Source organism: Argonema antarcticum A004/B2 (genome assembly GCF_023333585.1).
Lineage (GTDB): Bacteria > Cyanobacteriota > Cyanobacteriia > Cyanobacteriales > Aerosakkonemataceae > Argonema > Argonema antarcticum.
Genome location: NZ_JAIQZN010000031.1, coordinates 20846 through 39980 on the forward strand (window position 1 = coordinate 20846; position 19135 = coordinate 39980).

Annotated in this window: 21 protein-coding genes; 12 read left to right on the forward strand and 9 right to left on the reverse strand. The window is 42.4% G+C overall.

Annotated elements, in window-relative coordinates; genetic code table 11:
* The first annotated feature begins 70 nt into the window (after positions 1–70).
* Positions 71–622 carry a hypothetical protein gene (locus LAY57_RS15075; protein ID WP_249067601.1) on the forward strand — a complete coding sequence of 184 codons (552 nt, stop codon included), beginning with the start codon at positions 71–73 and terminating at the stop codon, positions 620–622.
* Positions 619–1509, forward strand: coding sequence for an ATP-binding response regulator (locus tag LAY57_RS15080; RefSeq protein ID WP_249067602.1), 891 nt, complete (start codon positions 619–621; stop codon positions 1507–1509). Before LAY57_RS15075 ends, LAY57_RS15080 begins: the two co-directional genes overlap by 4 nt.
* On the opposite strand, the gene LAY57_RS15085 is transcribed toward LAY57_RS15080, so the two are convergent.
* Complete coding sequence (locus LAY57_RS15085) at positions 1459–1668, reverse strand: hypothetical protein (RefSeq protein ID WP_249067603.1); 210 nt, start codon at positions 1666–1668, stop codon at positions 1459–1461. The two genes, LAY57_RS15080 and LAY57_RS15085, sit on opposite strands and share 51 nt — an antisense overlap.
* Positions 1669–1680: 12 nt before the next feature.
* On the opposite strand from LAY57_RS15085, the gene LAY57_RS15090 reads away from it, so the two are divergent.
* The 6 genes from LAY57_RS15090 (at position 1681) to LAY57_RS15115 (ending at position 4845) form a co-directional block, all read left to right on the forward strand.
* On the forward strand, positions 1681–2295 hold the full coding sequence (locus tag LAY57_RS15090; protein WP_249067604.1) for a response regulator transcription factor: 615 nt from the start codon (positions 1681–1683) through the stop codon (positions 2293–2295).
* A 137-nt stretch (positions 2296–2432) separates the two neighbouring features.
* Positions 2433–2870, forward strand: a complete 438-nt coding sequence (locus tag LAY57_RS15095; RefSeq protein WP_249067605.1) for a DUF6932 family protein — start codon at positions 2433–2435, stop codon at positions 2868–2870.
* A 2-nt stretch (positions 2871–2872) separates the two neighbouring features.
* Complete coding sequence (locus LAY57_RS15100) at positions 2873–3418, forward strand: helix-turn-helix domain-containing protein (protein ID WP_249067606.1); 546 nt, start codon at positions 2873–2875, stop codon at positions 3416–3418.
* Between the two features lie 343 nt (positions 3419–3761).
* On the forward strand, positions 3762–4061 hold the full coding sequence (locus tag LAY57_RS15105; RefSeq protein ID WP_249067607.1) for a type II toxin-antitoxin system HigB family toxin: 300 nt from the start codon (positions 3762–3764) through the stop codon (positions 4059–4061).
* Positions 4045–4443, forward strand: coding sequence for a helix-turn-helix domain-containing protein (locus tag LAY57_RS15110; protein WP_249067608.1), 399 nt, complete (start codon positions 4045–4047; stop codon positions 4441–4443). Before LAY57_RS15105 ends, LAY57_RS15110 begins: the two co-directional genes overlap by 17 nt.
* 90 nt (positions 4444–4533) lie before the next feature.
* Entirely contained in the window at positions 4534–4845 is a 312-nt protein-coding gene (locus LAY57_RS15115) for a hypothetical protein (RefSeq protein ID WP_249067609.1), read from the forward strand.
* A 306-nt stretch (positions 4846–5151) separates the two neighbouring features.
* Here LAY57_RS15115 and LAY57_RS15120 read toward each other — a convergent pair whose 3' ends face one another.
* From LAY57_RS15120 to LAY57_RS15155, 8 genes are all read right to left on the reverse strand, one after another.
* Positions 5152–7560 (reverse strand): tetratricopeptide repeat protein, encoded by a 2409-nt coding sequence (locus LAY57_RS15120; protein ID WP_275994011.1) that lies wholly within the window; start codon positions 7558–7560, stop codon positions 5152–5154.
* A gap of 77 nt (positions 7561–7637) precedes the next feature.
* Positions 7638–8162, reverse strand: a complete 525-nt coding sequence (locus LAY57_RS15125) for a hypothetical protein (protein WP_249067611.1) — start codon at positions 8160–8162, stop codon at positions 7638–7640.
* A gap of 58 nt (positions 8163–8220) precedes the next feature.
* Positions 8221–8904, reverse strand: a complete 684-nt coding sequence (locus LAY57_RS15130) for a DUF6753 family protein (RefSeq protein ID WP_249067612.1) — start codon at positions 8902–8904, stop codon at positions 8221–8223.
* Entirely contained in the window at positions 8901–9746 is an 846-nt protein-coding gene (locus LAY57_RS15135) for a P-loop NTPase family protein (RefSeq protein WP_249067613.1), read from the reverse strand. Before LAY57_RS15135 ends, LAY57_RS15130 begins: the two co-directional genes overlap by 4 nt.
* 60 nt (positions 9747–9806) lie before the next feature.
* Positions 9807–10193: a hypothetical protein gene (locus LAY57_RS15140; protein WP_249067614.1), complete on the reverse strand. Its 387-nt coding sequence runs from the start codon at positions 10191–10193 to the stop codon at positions 9807–9809.
* Positions 10194–10257: 64 nt separating this feature from the next.
* Positions 10258–11436: a ParM/StbA family protein gene (locus tag LAY57_RS15145; protein WP_249067615.1), complete on the reverse strand. Its 1179-nt coding sequence runs from the start codon at positions 11434–11436 to the stop codon at positions 10258–10260.
* Between the two features lie 260 nt (positions 11437–11696).
* Complete coding sequence (locus LAY57_RS15150) at positions 11697–12656, reverse strand: nucleotidyl transferase AbiEii/AbiGii toxin family protein (RefSeq protein WP_249067616.1); 960 nt, start codon at positions 12654–12656, stop codon at positions 11697–11699.
* Positions 12653–13369, reverse strand: coding sequence for a DUF6088 family protein (locus LAY57_RS15155; RefSeq protein ID WP_249067617.1), 717 nt, complete (start codon positions 13367–13369; stop codon positions 12653–12655). The genes LAY57_RS15150 and LAY57_RS15155 overlap by 4 nt, the downstream gene beginning before the upstream one ends.
* 226 nt (positions 13370–13595) lie before the next feature.
* Between LAY57_RS15155 and LAY57_RS15160 the strand changes: the two genes are divergently transcribed.
* The 4 genes from LAY57_RS15160 to LAY57_RS15175 all read left to right on the forward strand — a co-directional run bounded on the left by LAY57_RS15160 (position 13596) and on the right by LAY57_RS15175 (position 19038).
* Positions 13596–13982 (forward strand): hypothetical protein, encoded by a 387-nt coding sequence (locus LAY57_RS15160; RefSeq protein WP_249067618.1) that lies wholly within the window; start codon positions 13596–13598, stop codon positions 13980–13982.
* A gap of 20 nt (positions 13983–14002) precedes the next feature.
* Entirely contained in the window at positions 14003–15655 is a 1653-nt protein-coding gene (locus tag LAY57_RS15165; RefSeq protein WP_249067619.1) for a relaxase/mobilization nuclease domain-containing protein, read from the forward strand.
* A 147-nt stretch (positions 15656–15802) separates the two neighbouring features.
* The gene (recG, locus tag LAY57_RS15170; protein ID WP_249067620.1) at positions 15803–17887 is read left to right on the forward strand and encodes an ATP-dependent DNA helicase RecG; all 2085 of its coding nucleotides are present in this window, start codon (positions 15803–15805) and stop codon (positions 17885–17887) included.
* Between the two features lie 200 nt (positions 17888–18087).
* On the forward strand, positions 18088–19038 hold the full coding sequence (locus LAY57_RS15175) for a hypothetical protein (RefSeq protein ID WP_249067621.1): 951 nt from the start codon (positions 18088–18090) through the stop codon (positions 19036–19038).
* The last annotated feature ends 97 nt before the right edge of the window (positions 19039–19135 follow it).

A 19135-nucleotide genomic window follows, 5' to 3' on the forward strand; every position in this document is an offset into this window, starting at 1 on the left:
ATAATTTAGGTTTTAAGAGACGAAAAAAAGAAACGGCAATTCAGACCAAATCTTGCAAAGGTTCATTACTATGTCGCAACCTAACATTCCCTCAAACCATAACCTCCTTCCTAGAACAGCCTACTCAATAACTCCAACTGACTATCTAGCAGACTTCAAGCAAGCTATAAGCTCTTTCGTGCAAGCTTGGCATAATTATCAGCCGGACGATTCGCTGGCAACCGAAAGAAAACAAGACCTAGAATGGCTAAAGTTGAAGCTGCGCGATTATCGGCTCAACATTCACAACTCATCCAACAGTTATGAGTTTTGGAAAGGCTTCATGGAAGGCAAATACAACCGAAGAACCTTGTCCAACCAACCCCCAAAGTCATTAACACAAATTTTAATCAAAGCAATTACATCTACAAAAACACAGCAAACTTACGACTTAGGAGTAGAAGTCGGATGGTGCTATGCTCGGCTTAAAGACTACTTGCAGCGTATTAAAAAACAACGAAAGTTGGAAGAAGCTCAACAGCTTCAAGATTATCAGCAAATTTCTAAGTTAATCCACCGAACAGACGATACAGACTCACTATTAAGTGTCGGTTGGGTGCGAGAAAGGAAATCTGACAAATGAAAAATAAGCCCAGCAAAATTTTGGCAGTTGATGATGTAGCCGATAACTTATTTATGATCCAAACCATCCTTTCGGAAGAAGGCTACCACGTCAGTACGAGTTCTAACGGACTTGATGCGATCGCAAGCATCGAAACATCGCCACCCGACTTAATCCTTCTGGATGTGATGATGCCTAATGTGGACGGTTATGAAGTGACTTTCAGAATTCGCTCTAATCCTCAATTGCCTTTTATTCCAATTCTGCTCGTTACCGCTGACGAATCAACGAATATAGCCGATGGACTGGATTTGGGTGCTGATGATTTTGTCTACAAACCAATTGAAGTACAAGAATTATTGGCTCGCGTTCGCAGTCTTCTCAGGTTGAAGCATAGCATTGATGCGATGCAGGAAATGACAAAGGCAAAAGAGGATTTTGTCTCCCGCCTTACCCATGATTTACGAACGCCATTGGTTGCAGCCGATCGAATGTTGTCTCTACTCCACCGGGGGAAATTTGGCGAACTGTCACCCCAGGCGGTAGAAGCCATAACGACAGTCAGCGATAGCAATCAAAATTTACTCGCATTAGTCAATACTTTGTTGGAGGTACATCGATTTGAAGCTGGATGCAAAAGATTAGCGATCGCACCTTTCAATCTTAACAAGATGATTCGAGAGGTTGTTAAAGAACTGGAACATCTGGCTGTTGAAAAAAACTTGTCTCTAATCTATGAAGACACAACTCCAATCAGAATTAGGGGAGATTGCATCGAACTCCGCCGAGTGATAACCAATTTAGTCGGAAAATGGCAAGAACTTTATCGCAACATATCGCTTGTTAACTGCTACAATTTAAGGAAATCTCGATGCTTTTTCCTGAAGGTCGTGTTTAGCCATTACTAATGCTTCAGATTTTGACTGGCCTTCACCAAAACCCATAATATTTTGTGAAGCCAACTTACCCCTATCATTGATATATTCTACAATAGCCGTAATGCCACAAAACCAAGCACCGTTGTTTCGTTCGGTATAGTTTGTTTGCTGATCCAGTATGCGTGCCATTTCTTTACTCCAATGATTACTTTAAATAATATCATAAGTAATTTGAGAATAGCGCTCATCGATATAGGGCTAACAGGATTAGTGGATGGAATTGAGTTAACAAAGAAATTTAAAGAGTTTATCAAAGCTAAAACTTCAAGCCTTGATAAACAGCCAAAAGTTCTGATTTTAACGATGCAGGATAATGAAGATTCTGTGCTGGCAGCTTTTGCAGCGGGAGCAGATTCTTACTGCATGAAAAATGTCATGTTTGAGAAGCTGGTAGATGCAATTGTGGAAACTCACTCAGGCGCAAATTGGATCGATTCATCTATTGCCAGAATTGTCTTAACAAGAATGGATAATCCTTTTCAAGAAGCTGCCATTCCCGCTGGTGTTCCAACTATCCCAATTCATGCTTTAAACCCGGAAGACAAAGAGTTACTTACGGTTAATCCTTTGACTCAACGAGAGAGAGATGTAATCCAGTTAATTGTGGAAGGGTACAGTAACGAAGAAATTGGTGGGGAACTACATATTTCCTTGGGTACTGTGAAAACTCACGTTCGTAATATTTTAACCAAGTTATCTTGTGACGATCGCACTTCCGCTGCTGTCCGCGCCCTTCGTGCTGGTTTGGTTAACTAGAGTTGCGGTAATAACCCACGCTATGCGAATGCGCCGAGGCGCTAACGCGCACGCATAGCGATCGCAATTTTCCAAACAAAGGTCAGAATATGGTACGCTCAAGAGCCGGACATTAAGCTGTGTTAAGGTGTGAGGTAGTGATTCCAGAATTTGATGAAAACGGCAATCTACCACCTGGAGTTCATTTTTGCGAATGGGAAGAGTTTGTAGAACGATTCGGCACCAACGATCTGAGGTTGCGTTTAATGCGCGGACTGCGAATGGCGATGGAGCAACTAAAAGCAGCAGGCTGTAGAACCATTTATATTGATGGTAGCTTTGTTACCAGTGAACCATCCCCAGGCGATTTTGATGCCTGTTATGATAATGATACCGTGGATATTGATTATCTCAGAATTAACGCTCCTCGATTACTGAACCATTATGACCGTGCTGGACAGAAAGCTAAATATAGGGGAGAAATCTTCCCATCACAGCAACCTGTAGGTAATTATGGAAGCAATTCTTTTGAATTTTTTCAGAGTGACATAAGGGGAAATGTTAAAGGTATTATCGCCATAGATTTAATGAGGTGAGAATGATGATTAAAAATGAATTAGAGTACCAAGTTAGTCAAGAATGGTTAGAGAAGTTTGAAAAATCTATAGCCGCAATAGAAAAGGATGAAGATAGTAAAAAAAATGACCATGAGCGATGGAAAATGAACCGAGAGACATTACAATGTCATTTAGAGAAATTGCAAGCAGAAATTGCTGAATATGACAGGCTAACATCCCATGATAGCCACACGCCAATAGTGCTAACTCTTGATGATATTGATGATTTACCCCAACTCTTGATTAGAGCTAGAATGGCAGCCAAGCTAAGTCAAAAAGAATTGGCAGATTTAGCTGGTTTGACAGAAGAACAAATTAAACGTTATGAAGATAACGACTATGAAGATGCTAGTTTTCTGGATGTAAGATTTGTAATTGATGCGCTGGATATCCAAATTCAAAAAGGTGAGTTTCTTGTTCCTTTGGATACCCTCAGAAGAACGCCAGTTACTAAAGAAGAATTACTTTCCTCAAATCAGCGTTCTCATAGCCAACAAAGTCAAGAAATGATTGGACAAGTGCAATAAAAATTTTGCGATCGCATAAACCTCCTCTCAGGTAGTTGCAGCTTTCTTAGGTATCATATAGTCTTGTCTTCTCTTTATCTGGGGCATAATGGCCATTGGCTCAAACCATTCAGCAAACTGAAAGAGAGGGTGTGCGCGATCGCTTTTCTTGCGTGGTTTTTACCGTCTCCTCTGGTAATTGCCACTCTGTTTTTTTAGAATGAAACAGCCCTGGGGCCTTGAATGTTTAACCCCCTTGACATTTTACTCTCAAAATGAGAGAGTGACAATATAGCCAAGAATTTAAATAATCTTGATGGATTTATGATTGTGCGAAAAAGTTTTCTTACCTATCTCAATCAAAATGCACCTAATTTCAATTCGCAATCTCCGTAATGATGCAGCTAAGTATCCTGATGTCAGGACGCAGATTGACAAATGGTATGAGATTGTAAAAAATGCAGAATGGCAAAATTTAGAAGATGTGCGTAAGGTTTATCGAGATGCTGAGGCAGTAGGAAACTTTACGGTATTTAACATTAAAGGCAACGATTACCGTCTGATTGTTGGGATTGATTATCAAACGCAGAAGGTTTATTACAAATATTTTTTAACCCATAGCGAATACGACAAAGATGGATGGAAAAATGACCCTTACTTTTGATCGAAGTGCTTATCAAGCCTTGCTAGCTGAAGTTGCTCCACAGGCAATTGAGACAGAAGCAGAATACGAACGTTTGTTGAAAGTTGTAGAACCGTTAATTTTTGCCAAAAATCGTACACCGGAGGAGCTAGCTTTACTCGATTTATTAGTAACGCTGATTGAAGTATACGAAACTAAAAACTATCCATTCGAGAAATCTACTCCATCTGAAATGCTGCAATATGTCATGGAAACGAGCGGCACTAGGCAAGCAGATTTAGTTGGAATAATTGGTTCGAGTGGGGTAGTATCTGAAGTTGTTAATGGCAAACGTTCGATTAGCAAGGCACAAGCTAAAGCTCTTGGCGAATATTTCAAAGTTTCGCCTAACTTATTTATTTAATTTTGCATAGCGATCGCTATCTGGAGCAAGCATCGCTCTCCCTGGTATGCTCAGGAAAAGCGTCCTCCTTCTCCGTTCCTCTGCACCTATATGGGTCGTCAGGATAGTGGTAGAGGTAGACCTTTTCGATTTATCCTCAATCATTCAAGGGCGACGGCTACTAATGTTTATTTGATATTGTATCCTAAACCTGCTCTTGCCAAAGTGCTTTTAGAGAAGCCAGAATTGCTCAAAGAGGTTTGGCTGGCGCTCGATCGCATTTCTGATGAGACACTGATGGGTGAGGGGCGCGTATATGGAGGTGGGTTGCATAAGCTGGAACCGAGGGAATTGGGTAATGCTTTAGCAGAGAAGATTCTTAAGGTTTTACCTGAACGCTCATCGAATGATCTCGTAATCTAACGGTGAAGTTAGCCTGCGGGGTTAGTCTCATCTGATTTCTACTATTAGGCTGCTTAATCCCTTAATTGGGGCGTACCTTAGAGGCTATTTGCAGGATATGATAGCTTGACCAAGTAATAGCTTTTTGTTATGTTGTTGGAGTTGAAGCTGTAGCTACAACAATCAGATATATTGATTTCTCAGCGGTACTTCACCTAAAGCTAACTTAAAAATTAGTATAGCGCTATGCGATGGTGTATTTACAAATACTGAATTTAATCTGTGTGTATTTCAATGTAGTCTATTTCAATCTGTAACTATACCAACTTATATCGCTATAAATTCATAAACTCCTTTTCTCCTCTTAGGACCGATAGTACCCAGTTTCGAGAAATTAAAGTTGCAATGATTTAGCTTAGAATTCGAGAGATGACCTCTCATTCGAGAACCGAGTAAATTGACAAAATTGAGTGAACAATTGTCTATAACAGTAGAAATTAGCTCAGAATCTCTTAAGTCAGTGTGGTCTATCGAGCTTTCTTTGATAGACGCGAAACTTAGATTAGATCTACTCAAGTCAGTATCCTTGATATAGACATTATCAAGATTAGCACCAATCAGATCTGCATCATTTAGATTAGCATCTACTAATCTTGCACCACTAAAATTTGCGCAGAATAGGATCGCATTGCGTAAGCTTACGCCACTCAAATCTTGATTCCTAAAGTTAGCGAAGCTTAAGTTGCACCATTCGCCGTTTCTAGATTCTATTACCTGCTGGACACACTCAGAATTTTCAAATTTAAGATTGTTTTCCAGATAGTCAGTAAATGAACCTCTATCCAATATTTTCAACCATAATTCGTCTAAAAAAGTTATATCATCTTCTGCTAGACAAATTCCCCCTTGTATTACTTGGGAGCGTACTGCTAACAAAAACTTTTCAAGATTCATGCGCACAGAAGCAGTTGTAGTGTGATTTAGCCCTAGATTTTTTTTATATATGTCAAAGGCTTGAATATGAAAATCGATCCCTTTTTCCAACAGTCCTTGCTCATCATAAAAGACAGCTAAATCCTCGAAGCTAGCTGCTGTATCAGAATGATCATTCCCAAGTGTGCTTATTCTAATCTGAAGAGCCTTTAGGTAATACTTTTCAGCATCTTCATAGCGGCTTTGTTCAAGATAAAAACTAGCTAGATCAGATAATGTAGATGCTACAAGTGTGTTTTCTTGTCCAAAAACGCTAAATCTAAGATTCAAACTTTGTTCATAAAAGTATTCTATTAAATCAAGCTTATCACGCCAACCTGAGAAATTATCCTGTCCCAAAATCGCCAAATTATTATAACTGTTCGCTAAGCTAAGACAATCTAATAAAATCGCACTCTGTCTAATTGAAAGAGCTTTTTGAAGCAATAGTTCTGCATCTGAATGCCGTCGTCTAGCACAATAAATAACTCCTAAGTTATTTAGACTAAGTACTAGATCAGAATGAGTTTCCTCTAGCAAACGCTGGTGAACTTCCAAAGCTTGTTCTGCTAATGGCTCTGCTTCTTCATATCGCCCTTGCTCATAATAAATACCAGCTAAGGTATTAAAGCTGGCTGCTGTATCAAAATTATCTGTCCCAAACAATTCTCGCCTAATTCTAAGAGCTTGAATGCAGAGTTTTTCTGCTTCTGAATAATTTTTTTGTGTATAATATAGATTAGCTAGATCATTTAGGCTTTTAGCTCCGAGCCGCTTGAGTTCACCAGCTTGATTAAAATTTACCAGCTTCAATTGCAGGAAATCTCTAATTAGTGGATGAACCTTGCAAGTTTTCTCATCAATACGCTGAACCAAAGAACATTTATAAAGTTGCTTCTTAGCTTTGATAACATCGTTTTCAGACCAATTTAATGATTTAGCAGAGAAGTCTATCAATACCCAAGGAACTATATCTAGACCTAAAATCCCTATAATTAGAGCAACGTTCATTGTAAAGCTTTTTAGCTCATCCCAAGTCAGGTCAAAAGCTACTCTAACACCTCGATGAGCAGTCATAATGTACTTCTCTTGCGCTTGTTGATCATCAAGATCTAGTGACTCATCTCTTAATCGCTGCACATCAAGCCGCTTCAGCATCTCAGAAAAAGACAAATCAAGATCTTCAGCTAGATAGCGACCTATTAATTCAATACCTAGAGGCAAATAGCCTAGTAGTTTACAAATCTCTTCAGCAGCCTTAGATTCTTTTACCACTCTGTCATACCCAACGATGGCTACCAATAGCTCTACTGAAGATTTTACTGATAAAACATCTAAGGTTAGCTCATAAAAACTTACATCTAAATTTTGCTGACGAGTTGTTAATAAAACACGAAAGCGCTTAGGTAGTCCTTGTAATATCTCTCTGAAATTACTTATATTTGTTATGTCGTCTAGAATTAGTAGCGCTTCACCAAATGGTTGCCAATGCTGCAAACACCACTGAGCTTTTCGCAATATGCTAAGAGGTTCTCCTCCTAGTTCTTGAGGGACTTCTAAATTTAAGTTAAATAGAGCATAATCTAGAATTTGAGAGCTTAAATTAGTCTCCCTAGCTTTTAGCCAACAAACACCTCCTGGATAATCATTCAAATATCGGGAAGCATATTGAATAGCTAGTTCTGTTTTCCCAATTCCACCCATTCCAGAAACAGCAGAAATCACTACACGATCCCTTCGCTTTAACTTTAACTGTTTATGCAAAATTTCAAGTTGAACATCTCGTCCAACAAACTTAGCTACACCAATATAGGGAAGATTCTGTGGAGTATTTAACTTTGTTAACTCCCCTCGACCTGTTTGGATATCGAGGGGTACGACTTTTTTGCTAATGCTTTAGACCACTTTCTAAATGTTGGGAAATGTTTCTGCAAAAAGCTTTCTGTATCTAACTCTGCTTCGTAGGATAAACTAACAAAAGGTGGCAACAGCGACAGTGCCCCCTTCAACTTAGCCGCCGCAGGTACTCCCGGCTTGCTAACTTCGGCATAAATTTTTTGTAGCCATTCCAGCACCTCATCAGAATATTGCTGGTTGGTTTGCAGTTGCCCCACCTGTTCTACAATCTCGGCAACTACTACTTCTGGTGCTGGCTCTGCGACGCTGGCTGTCGCTGACTCATTTGCCAAAATCTGCCAATATTCCCTCTCAAATGGTTGCATTTCTTTTTTCAAGTCAGCAATTTGCAACTTAATTCGTTCCCAGTCATCTGGGGGGCTCGCTGTCAAAGCTCGTTCTTTGCCTGACACCAGTTTCCGATAACGGGCTAAATTTTCCTCAACTTCGCGCAGGCGATTGCTCGACATCTCTAAACTCCAGAACTTTAAAAATCACTATCTCGGTTTTACTCTATTGACACAGGATTTACATCTTAAACTTACGCTTTTCCGGAGATTCTACCCAAATCGTACAAAATCCCGACGTAGCTGCACGCCCCGCCACCTCCAAAGTCACCCCCAAACGCAAGACATCCTTTTTACACTCTAAATTAGTCAAACTATCCGAATTCCACTTCATCAAATTCCGAGCAAATTTCCCCTCAGCGCTAGTCGCCCACCGCAAAGCCTCCGCCTGCTCCTGAGTCAGATGAACTGCTTCCCCCGGCGCAAACCCTCCTTGCGACAGAAGCACACCCATCCATCCCATCAAAGCACCGACACCCAACGTCGTCAATAGCACACCCGCCGCCACCACCAAAGAACGCGCAGATGTCGCCACCTTCGTCAATTCCGTCTGACGCACCAGAGAATTAACAGCCGCAGCAATCTGCCCCTCTTGCTTCTCAACCGCCACCCGTTCGTAATTCGCCAGCGTCTTATTAATCCGCGCCACCCAGCGAGTAAACGCCAACTCAAAATCCTCCGGTTTCGGACTTTCTCGAATCAGCACTTCCAATCGCCCCGTAGCCAATAAAATCAGGAATATCGGGTCAGTTGGCTCAATTTTCCCCTTAAAAGCCAACTCCAACACCTTTCGCCGATATTCCTCCGATTGACCCTCCAGGGCAATATCTAGTAAAGATTTAGTATCAACAGCACCATAGCTCACGGTAACATCCCCGTAGTTTCAAACGCCTCGTAAGCTGACAGAATAAACGACTTAATTCGTTGCCTTCCCAACACGCCAAATTCTTGACTATTTCTAGCTAATTCAAACGTAATTCCTCTGGCATCTATGGCATTCCTTTCCCTCGAATAAAACTTGGGAAAATCAATCACCTTCACCTCATATTTTTTAACCGCATTCTGCACTTCCTCCATCTCTTCCACAGAACTCCAATCATCCTCCAAACCGCAATTACGAACTAAAACGTGAGCAATCCTCTTCTCAAAATGCTGCACCGATTTCAAAAATAACTGCACGCTATCGTAACCGCCCGTACAAACAAACCACTTACAAAAACTGATTTGCGATTGTTTACCCAAGTCAATCAAATTATTCTTTTCAATCCAATTCGTTACCAATGGATAAACCTGAGCGGGTAAATTCACAATCACGCTATTCTCAAACGCCCACTCAAAAATTTTGTCAGCCTCGAAAAACTTCTTCTCATCCTCACTAAAAAGCGCCGACCGACAGACACTTTCATAAATCCGAGACACATCTGGGTTAGACCTATCCGCATCTACAGCCAAAAAAGGATATTTTTTATCCAGAAAATACTGAATCAAAACCCTAGCAAATAAACTCTTCCCTACACCTCCCTTTTCGCCATCAATTAAATGAATCTTAGTTGGGTATTTATCAACACTTTCTAACCCATTTTCGCTCAAACGATTTGGACTTTCTATAATTGCTGCCATTGATGAATCTCCTGAATTTTCAGCTTCTTCGGTAACAGAATCCACTATTTCAACTTGATATTTCGTTCGCCTATTCCTACTTGCCATGTCGCTACACCATAAACTTCATTTCCGCAGGCAATAACTTGCCTGTAGTGTTATAAGCGCTCATCTCGAAAAACCCGAATCATCAAACTCTTCACCACCGACTAATTCAAACAATTTATCTGTAGCAAATCCATCATTTTGAGAATTCCTAGAATCCGATTCGGCATCCACATCATTTTCACCAGTAGCATTCTCTTGCGGTAAAGAAAACGTTCTACGAATAGGCGCTTCCCCGCAAAAATTCACCGGATAATCAATCCCCGCTTGGTCGCACAAATACAAAGCGTGCTTCTCCAATGCGTACACCGCTTTCCTAAACATTCTCTCCAACAGAACCGGATCGATATCCCCTTTTTCCTGATAAGCTAATGCCAGCCAGTAAGCCCGCAATGGCTGAAGCATCATTTCTCTAGCAGGTAGAAAAAGATTATGCTTAATGTAAGACATTAACAGCCCATGCGCTGTATTTTTTGATGGTTGATACCGCCAAAGAAAATCAACCTTTCCTTGCTTATCCACGAGTACCAACCTCCTGCAAATTTGAATCTTCTGACGAGGAATCAGCTGGTTTAGAAGGATTAGAATTGAACTGCTTTTTCAAAGCACTCCTAAAGTAGAAAAACATCCCATAAACATCACTCAGCCGATACCCAAAACCATTTTTATCCAAAACTTGTGGAATAGAAATATCCGCATTCCAAATAATCGGCAGGCGATCGTAATATTCGTTTAATTCCTTTTTCAGGTAATCAGCCGTTCCCCCACAAAACACCAACTCATCGCAATCCGACGGCAAATTTTCATCTAACCAACTGGTGAGACTCCGCACGTATTCAGGACGCGCCTCCTTAATCGCTCCGATTATTTGCTGTACTTCCTCAGCCCGTCCCTCCCTGGTACTGCTGCGGGCCAATCGCATCAAAGGTGCAGCCTTAATCTCAGCCCCCGCTGCTACAATTTCTGGTGTCAGTCGCTCGGCAGTTTGTCCCGAAGTCTTAGTGACTACCTTCTCCACCATGCGGATAAAGCCCAAATCGCTCATTTTTCCGGGTCTAACATCCCCCCGCTGCACCACCAGCAGACTCGCATTGCGGTAGCCGATCATTGCGATCGCACATACCCGCTCTTTCATCGTCGAGCCAAGTTTCTTATTGTGCATCAAATAAATGCCACCGCCCTCCGGCTTGCAGTTAAATACCAACAACTCCACACTTACGCGACCCGTCGGCGTCTGATAATCCGCCAAAGCCTCTCGGAGCATTCGCTCGAACCGATTTCGGTCTTCATATTCCCCCGGTGGTAGTAGGGTTGCGATCGCAGCTGTAAAATTGGCAGGCAACTTCAACTTTTCTTTAATCACCCACAAAGCAGCCAAAGTTTTGTGCAGCGCCCTCTCGTACTTGAGTTCCGATAACCCCGCATTAGCGTGAAACCTCTGTCTCGCCAGATACCCAACCGCCCGATAGTCGTTCCTAAAAGCAACCCAAGCAGTATTCTGCGGATCTGCTGACCCCAACTGGTCTCTGGTATAAGCCAAAATCGACTCTCGCGGTACGGATGCAACTTCCGGTTCCATGCACAAAAGCCGCACTTGCCTGTCCAGTCCCGTAAAGATAATCTTGGTAATCGACCCTCCATAATCAAATACCACCGTAACATCAGGCTCTTTGTTTGTAATAGTTTTACTCATCTCACAAGTTTTTTACTGAGGTGTAAGGAAAGCTGTCCGTGCAGAAATGCCCTCGCCAATGCCAGTTCCAACCTCAAAAGAAGTCTGGAAAACCGCGACCGTTGGAGAATCCGAACGCACTTATTACTTCTTAGCCCTTCTTAAACCTCTCCCCCCTCAACCGATTGTCCGAATCCCACAACCCGTAAAATAGAACTAATGAGGTAGGGCGATCGCCACAATGTCATACTGCTCTGCTAATGGAAAATTTTCCATTGGACTCAAAGCCGATCGCGTAATTCTTCAAAACAGGCTTCTACCTCTTCCCACGCAGGATAATTTCCGTAGCAAAGGCTACTGCATTGCTGTTCGTATTCTCTCTTCAGAGTTTGGCGTAGTTCTCCTGTTGGAAAGAGAGCCAAACTATTCGAGAATTTCATCGCTTCCGGTGCATCATAATCTGGAAAATATTCTCTACTGATGCGATCGCTATCCTCTTTAAGCTGGCTGTATTCCTCACTTTGCAGTAGTTCCTGCACTTCGGACTGTTTGGCTAAACAAAATAAGTCGTAATAATGTCTGGCGTATGCCCCAATTGGTTGCCCATCTTCCTGACTTTTCACTACTTTCGAGTGAATAGTAAACAATTTTTCAACAAAAGTGCGGCGAAAATCTAGCAATAGCATGGGAAAACTGGATTCATCCTCAGTATCAAGACTTTCGTCAATTTCATGCAAAAATTCAGCTATGTAAGAGCAAAGCATCACAGTTTGGGTGGGATACGTACCGCTACGAGTTCCCATCTCTAAAAATACCCGATTAGCGATCGCCTCAATTCCTACAAATTGCCGATCGTAGATAAAATAGCTATTGCGATATACTCCCCTCTTTCTTCTTCCCAAAGTTTGTTCCACTCTCAAACCTGGGTGATTTCCCACAGCACTTTCTATCGCTTCCAATTCTCGGTCTACTCTATTAGCACCCAACGGAGGAATAAACGTTTGTCGATTCAAAAACAGGTCGATATCTTCTGAGAACCGTTCGATTAACTTCCAACCTTTTGAAAGACTTGTTCCACCTTTAAAAATTACTTGATTCGGCCACTGTGTTGCGACAATTCGCAGTGCCTCAGTGACATAATAATCTTTCTCGATGAATTGTTCAGTAAGTCTAAGGGGAGCAAAGTGTTCTCTCGCTGCAATCACAGCATCGCGGAAATCAAGGTGTTCAAATAGTTTCACTCAGCTTGCCACTCCTTAGCGTAGCGAAGGTTACTTAACTTACCGAAATCAAATCGAGAGAGTGGATTTAAGCTATTTCGGAGTTTTTCTAGTTCTTGTGGACTTTTCCTGAGTTCTTGTCCGATCGCTCCTAGCATAGCTCGCACACGCGGCGGTTCCGAAGAAGCAACTGCAACCAACCGTTCAAAGCGATCGCCTTCTCGAAAATACTCCAACAACCGTCGCTTAGTCTCTGCTGGTGACAACTCGCTCAAATTGCCCCTAGACCTTAAGAAATCAAGCATTGCCGCATCCGTTGCTTCCAAGTCGTTCCACGTTTGGGGTCTGCGAGTGTGCAGTCGGGTGCGAGATCCGGCGATCGTGCGAGAAACACTGTTTGCTGATGTAGCAAATTCACCTTGGATGGCGTTTTGAGTCGTAAACCCCAATAAATTAGCCGCACTCACTCCAGCCGGATGTAAATTTTGCTTTGTCAGCAGCTTCTGGATATCGCTTTGAGAGGGACGACTGCGACCAAATCGAGTCTGACAAGGGCGGTAGTAGAGTCCTTTGCTAACTCGCTCCAAAACTCCATCTGCCGCCAGCCGGGAGAGCGCTTTGCTCACCGCCGTCGGCGACAGATGGGAGAAATCCGACTGTCGCCAGTAGGCTTCTCCGCCTTCCTCAATTTGTCTGCGAATTAACTCAGCCGTATTAACTCGACTCCTCTTCATCGCTCGAAACCCAGGCTTAGTCTTAATTCTATTTTCTAACTTCTTGCTAATATGTCAAGTTTTTTTGCAAAAAAACTTGACATATCATGCTGCTTCCGTCGCCTGAGAAATCAGTCACTTGGCTTACGGGGCGATCGTAAAATGAAAACCTTAAGTTAGAGGCTATGTTCTCTCTAAAGCTAATAGGCTCAACATAACGAACCATAATTTAAAGCCGAAGTAAATTATGCCCCGGCAAAAACGAATCGAAAAAGTAGGAATACGCTTAACACCAGAAGAATTTAAACTAGCAGAAAAAATGGCTAAAGATTTGGAAACCACCGTCAGCGACTTGTTTCGCTACAAAACCTTAAGAAGTCAACAATTTGGACTCGGTAGTGCAACTTTGTGCCAAAAACTAGCAGAACTCAATTTACGACTCAAACCAATTGCGACAGCTACCGAACAAGCGCTATGGACGAGAGAAGGAATAACCGAGCCAGCAGAACTCAAAGAACTTCTTGAAAAAGCCCTCTTCTTACTAAAACAAGTTCAATGGCAACAAATGAATATAAACTTTTCCATTAATTTATATGAAGAAGACGAAGATTTAGAAGAATGGGAAGCTAGTTAATAAAGCTTAGTTTTATAAAAATGATTGGCAAACAAATCATAGGTAAAAGCTTCACGGGACTGCTCAATTACCTTTTTTCCAAAGAAGGCGCTTCACTGATTGGAGGAAACATGGTAGGAGAGACACCCCAGGAATTAGCAGCTGAATTTCGATTCTCCAAGCAACTGAACCCTAGAGTGGAAAAACCAGTTTATCATGCCGTCTTGAGCGTTCCCCCTGGTGAATATATACCCGATGCCAAATGGCGGGCGATCGCACTAGACTACCTAGAAGGAATGGGATTCGATAAAAACCTATTTGCCATTATCCGCCATACAGACCGCGACCACGACCACATTCACATTGCAGCCAGCCGCATCAAATTAGATGAAAAAGGAACTTGCGTATCCGATAGCTGGAACTATCTACGCAGCGAAAAGTTAATTGAACAATTAGAAGAAAAGTACGACTTGACACCAGCCGATCGAAGTTTTGATAAAGAACGCCGCTCTCCCACAACTGGCGAACGCCGAAGATTAGCAAGAACAGGGGAAATTAGCACGCGAGAACAACTGCAAACAGCAATTGATTTAGCGACAGTAGATAGTCCCGCGATCGCTCTTTTAATTGACCGCCTCAGCGAACAAGGCATTAATGTTAAAATAGAACCAACACCCACAGGCGAATTGGGAATTAGCTACAAATTAAACGATATAGCTTTTAGCGGCACTCATTTAGGCAAAGCTTACACCTTCCAAGGGCTTCAAAAATATCGAGGAGTCACTTATTATTCTGAGACTGACATAAATTCAGAAGTTACTGCACAATTACCGATTTCTCAAACAGAAAATAGTAAACCTGATGGGGACGGAAACACAGATAGTGACACTGCTGGCGATACTGGCATTAATAATATCGAGAACAATACTTTATCTGAGAACTGCAATTTTAACCCAGACACTTACACAATCTCCAAAGTATCTCCAACTGTTGAATCAGAAGATGTATCTCAGGATAACCCATTAAATCAAGAGACAAACTCGCCAGACTTAGCCACTCACTGGCAGTCCGTGCGAGAAAGTTTGGTGGAAAATACCTGCTTGCCCCCCGATTTGATCGACCTGCTACACAACAAAGGATGGATAGGCGCAAATGACCAAAACCTTACTGTGTTTACCCTCCGCACGCTTACCGGAGAGGAAACGGGAAGCTGCACTTTAAGGCCCAATGGAAAATTTTCCATTGGGACTAACGCGGGAACGTCCACTGGAAAACATGACCATAGCGAGAAGGGCATTTTCTGGATAGCGACTCAAAACGATATTGAAAGAGCCGTCATTGCTAGCGACCCGGTGGAAACGCTGTCTGCGATCGCTCTTGACCCCGAATTCGATCGCATACCGACTTTGTACTTAAGCATCGATGCCATATCTTCCTTGCCAACAGAGTTTCTTAAAGACATCTCCGCTATAGCAGTCGGTTTGAAAGGAGATGAATTTGGCGAAAAATTGTCCAAAGAAATTATCGAAATACTACCTCAAGCCAAGCGAATAAATCCCGGCATTGGTGGATGGAATGAAATACTCGTAGCTCAGGTTCAAGAAGCTGAAAACCAATCGGATGAAATTGATGAAACAGACGATGTGCCAGAAGAGAGGCTACGCGATCACAGTTCTGGTTTGAGCTTGGATTAACAAATAAATTCTGATATTGCAATTAATGAAAGTGATTTTCAGTTTTCTAATTGTTGATTAATTTTTGAATAAGAGCAAAGATTATTTTTTATTTTCTCGCTGCTAGCGCAGCCCAACGAGCGCTTTTCATACAAATTATTAAATCCCATGAAGCTGCATTTACCCATTCATTACTTATCGGGGTTAAGCAGAAACAATTGCCGACTGCTCGGAAAACTTGGCATTATTACAATTCTCGACCTGCTGCTTTACTTCCCCCGCGACTATATCAAGTATAAACGAGTCAAAATATCTGGGTTGCAAATTGGGGATTCTGTTACTATAGTGGGCAAAATCAAAAAGCACGAAATAATCAGTCCGCCTAAAAATCCTCGGCTCACGATCCAAACACTTATCGTTAAGGATAAAACAGGTAGCATTGCCTGTAAGCGTTTCTTCAATCATCCTTATTATCAATCTCAACACTGGAGAAACGACCAAATCGCAATGTACCTTAATGGGAGCATTGTTGCTGTATCGGGCGCAATCAAGGCCGATCGCTATTACGGAAGAATCATAACTTCACCTGAAATTCGATTAATTAACCTGGATGAAGCAAGAGACACGAAAAACTCAATTATCCCGATTTATCCATTAACAAAAGGAGTCAGCAACGAACTCGTTCAAGATGCAGTATCCTCTGCTTTGGAAGTTCTTGAGTTACTGATCGACCCCCTACCGCAGGATCTCAGACAGAAACATGGTTTGATGGAATTACAGGAAGCGATCGCTTTTATCCACCAGCCCCCAGGCGAACCCCAACTAGAAGCTGCCCGCCGCCGTCTGGTATTTGATGAGTTCTTCTATCTCCAGCTATCGTTTCTTGTGCGTCGCAAGCGAATTTTAGCGCGATCGGCTATTGCAAAAATAACTCCTGTTGGCTCGCTGCTGGAACAGTTTTACTTTCAACTCCCCTTCTCGCTTACCTCCGCTCAACATCGGGTCATCAACGATATTCTCAACGACATGACTTCCAAAACGCCGATGAACCGTCTGGTACAGGGGGATGTCGGTTCTGGTAAAACTGTTGTTGCAGTCGTTGCTATCCTCGCCACCATCCAATCTGGCTACCAAACAGCACTCATGGCTCCCACAGAAGTGCTAGCTGAACAACATTATAGGAAGATTACGACGTGGTTTGAACCCCTTGGCGTTTCTGTTCAATTGCTAACAGGTTCTACCAAAACTGCCAAACGCAGAGAAATCCACGCGCAACTGGAGACAGGCGAACTATCTCTGTTAGTCGGAACTCATGCGCTGCTGCAAGAAAAAGTCAACTTCGATCGACTCGGTTTGGTGGTGATTGACGAACAACACAGATTTGGGGTGCAGCAGCGGCAAGATTTACTCAACAAGGGAAACAGACCTCACGTACTCACGATGACCGCAACTCCCATTCCGCGTACCTTAGCGCTGACTTTGCACGGGGATTTGGATGTCAGTCAGATTGACGAGTTACCCCCAGGGCGACAGAAGATTCACACCAAAGCGATCGACAAAAGCGCTCCAGCTTATGATTTTATTCATCATCAAGTAATTCAAGGTCGTCAGGCGTACATTATTCTTCCCCTGGTCGAAGAATCGGAAAAGCTAGATTTGAGAGCAGCGGTAGCAGAGTACGATCGACTATCAACGGAAATCTTCCCCGAATTTAAGGTAGGATTGCTGCACGGTCGGATGACATCTGCCGAGAAAGATGAAGCGCTCAACTCATTCCGCGACAACAAAACCCAAATACTCGTTTCCACCACTGTGGTTGAAGTGGGTGTGGATGTTCCAAACGCTACAGTCATTTTAATCGACCATGCCGATCGCTTTGGCTTGGCTCAACTGCACCAATTAAGAGGTCGCGTCGGTCGGGGTTCGCATCGTTCCTATTGTCTGCTGCTCAATACCAGTAAAACAGCAGATGCTAAGGCACGTCTTGAGGTGTTGGAAAAATCCACCGATGGGTTCTTTATTTCTGAGATGGATTTGCGACTGCGTGGGCCAGGTGTTGTGATGGGGTATCGCCAGTCGGGTATTTCCGAATTTGCTCTAGCGAATATACTGGATGATGAGGATTTGCTGAATTTAGCTCGTAAGGTGGCAGTAGCGATCGTCAAAAGTAACCCGAATTTAGAGGGACATCCTTTGATGGTTGCAGAACTTAAAAGGCGGGGGTTGACGAGTTGGAATAACCCTCTCAATTAATAGGTTCTAGCCAGTTTTTTTATAAGAGGGGTGCTGCGATCAATCAGTATTGGGTAAGAAGTGCAAAGATTGATACAGACACGGCACTCCCGCCACCGCTGTGCCGTGTTAAATCACCGTATGGGATTTAAGAAATTATAAAAAATGTTAAAAACAGCTTTAATGGGAGAATACTCTAAATTATAGAGTTAAACAGCTGTATGAAAGCTTTATACAATCTTGGAAAACTTAGCTTTATTACAGGGTTGGTTGTAGAAACTGTATATTTCGCTACCGTAACCTTTGCACAGTCCGTTACCGAACAGCGCATCTGCCGCCAAAGTGGCGAATACGTTGTTTTTGCAAAACATCCTCTCTTTATAAACGCTGATGTTATAGATAATGTCTTGGAAACAATTCCTGGGCTTCCTGCCATAGCTCGAAACCGATTTGTGAGAGATTTCACCAATACTGATCTTACACATGAACATATTTTCTTTTGTAATAACAGGATGATTGTGGATAACGTTGGGTTTGGCCCCGGCAATAGACCGCTTGTGGAATCCAAAGGTAATGTAATTACAGTTACTTTACCAGGCGATCGCTTTAGTTATTCAGCTAACGCGATTAGAACTGGTCAAGAAGGAAATGGTGGTAGAGTAGATAACTTTGTTCCTATTGATAACAAACGTTACGATTCTGACACCATTAAAAGTGTTTTAGCTGGTGCTACAGCAATTCTCCCTGACCGTTGTGAGATCCGCAGATCCAATGATGGTATTTATGGAGGAGTAGTAAATAACTGTCAAGGTTGGACAGCTAAAGTAAGGGAGGCATATTGGAAACGTATATTTGTGGGAACCTGGGAAGCTCAGATATCAAACAATCGGTATCAAATGCGAGTAACTTGGAACTCAGCAGCCAATCGATATGAAGGAGTACTGACACAGCAAGGGCAGGGATCTCAAGAAGTAGGTTTCTCTATTGGCGAATTGGGCTGGACAGCAACATTGGCAAGTGACTTAAGCCAAATGAATGAAAAGCAAAAGTGGCGTTGGGGAAGCAATGGAGTATCAACTCGATCTGAGTGGCGAGATGGAATAGTTGATCTTGATAGAAGTACAGTTGATAACTTAATTGGCTCAACACCTTTTCGTCGAGTAGGCAAGTAATAGCTAAAATCGCTGCTATCGCTAAGCTACCACCTAAATAAGTTTAAGCAAGTTACAAAATGGTTTTTTTAGTTTTAGGAGAATGCTTAATTGAATC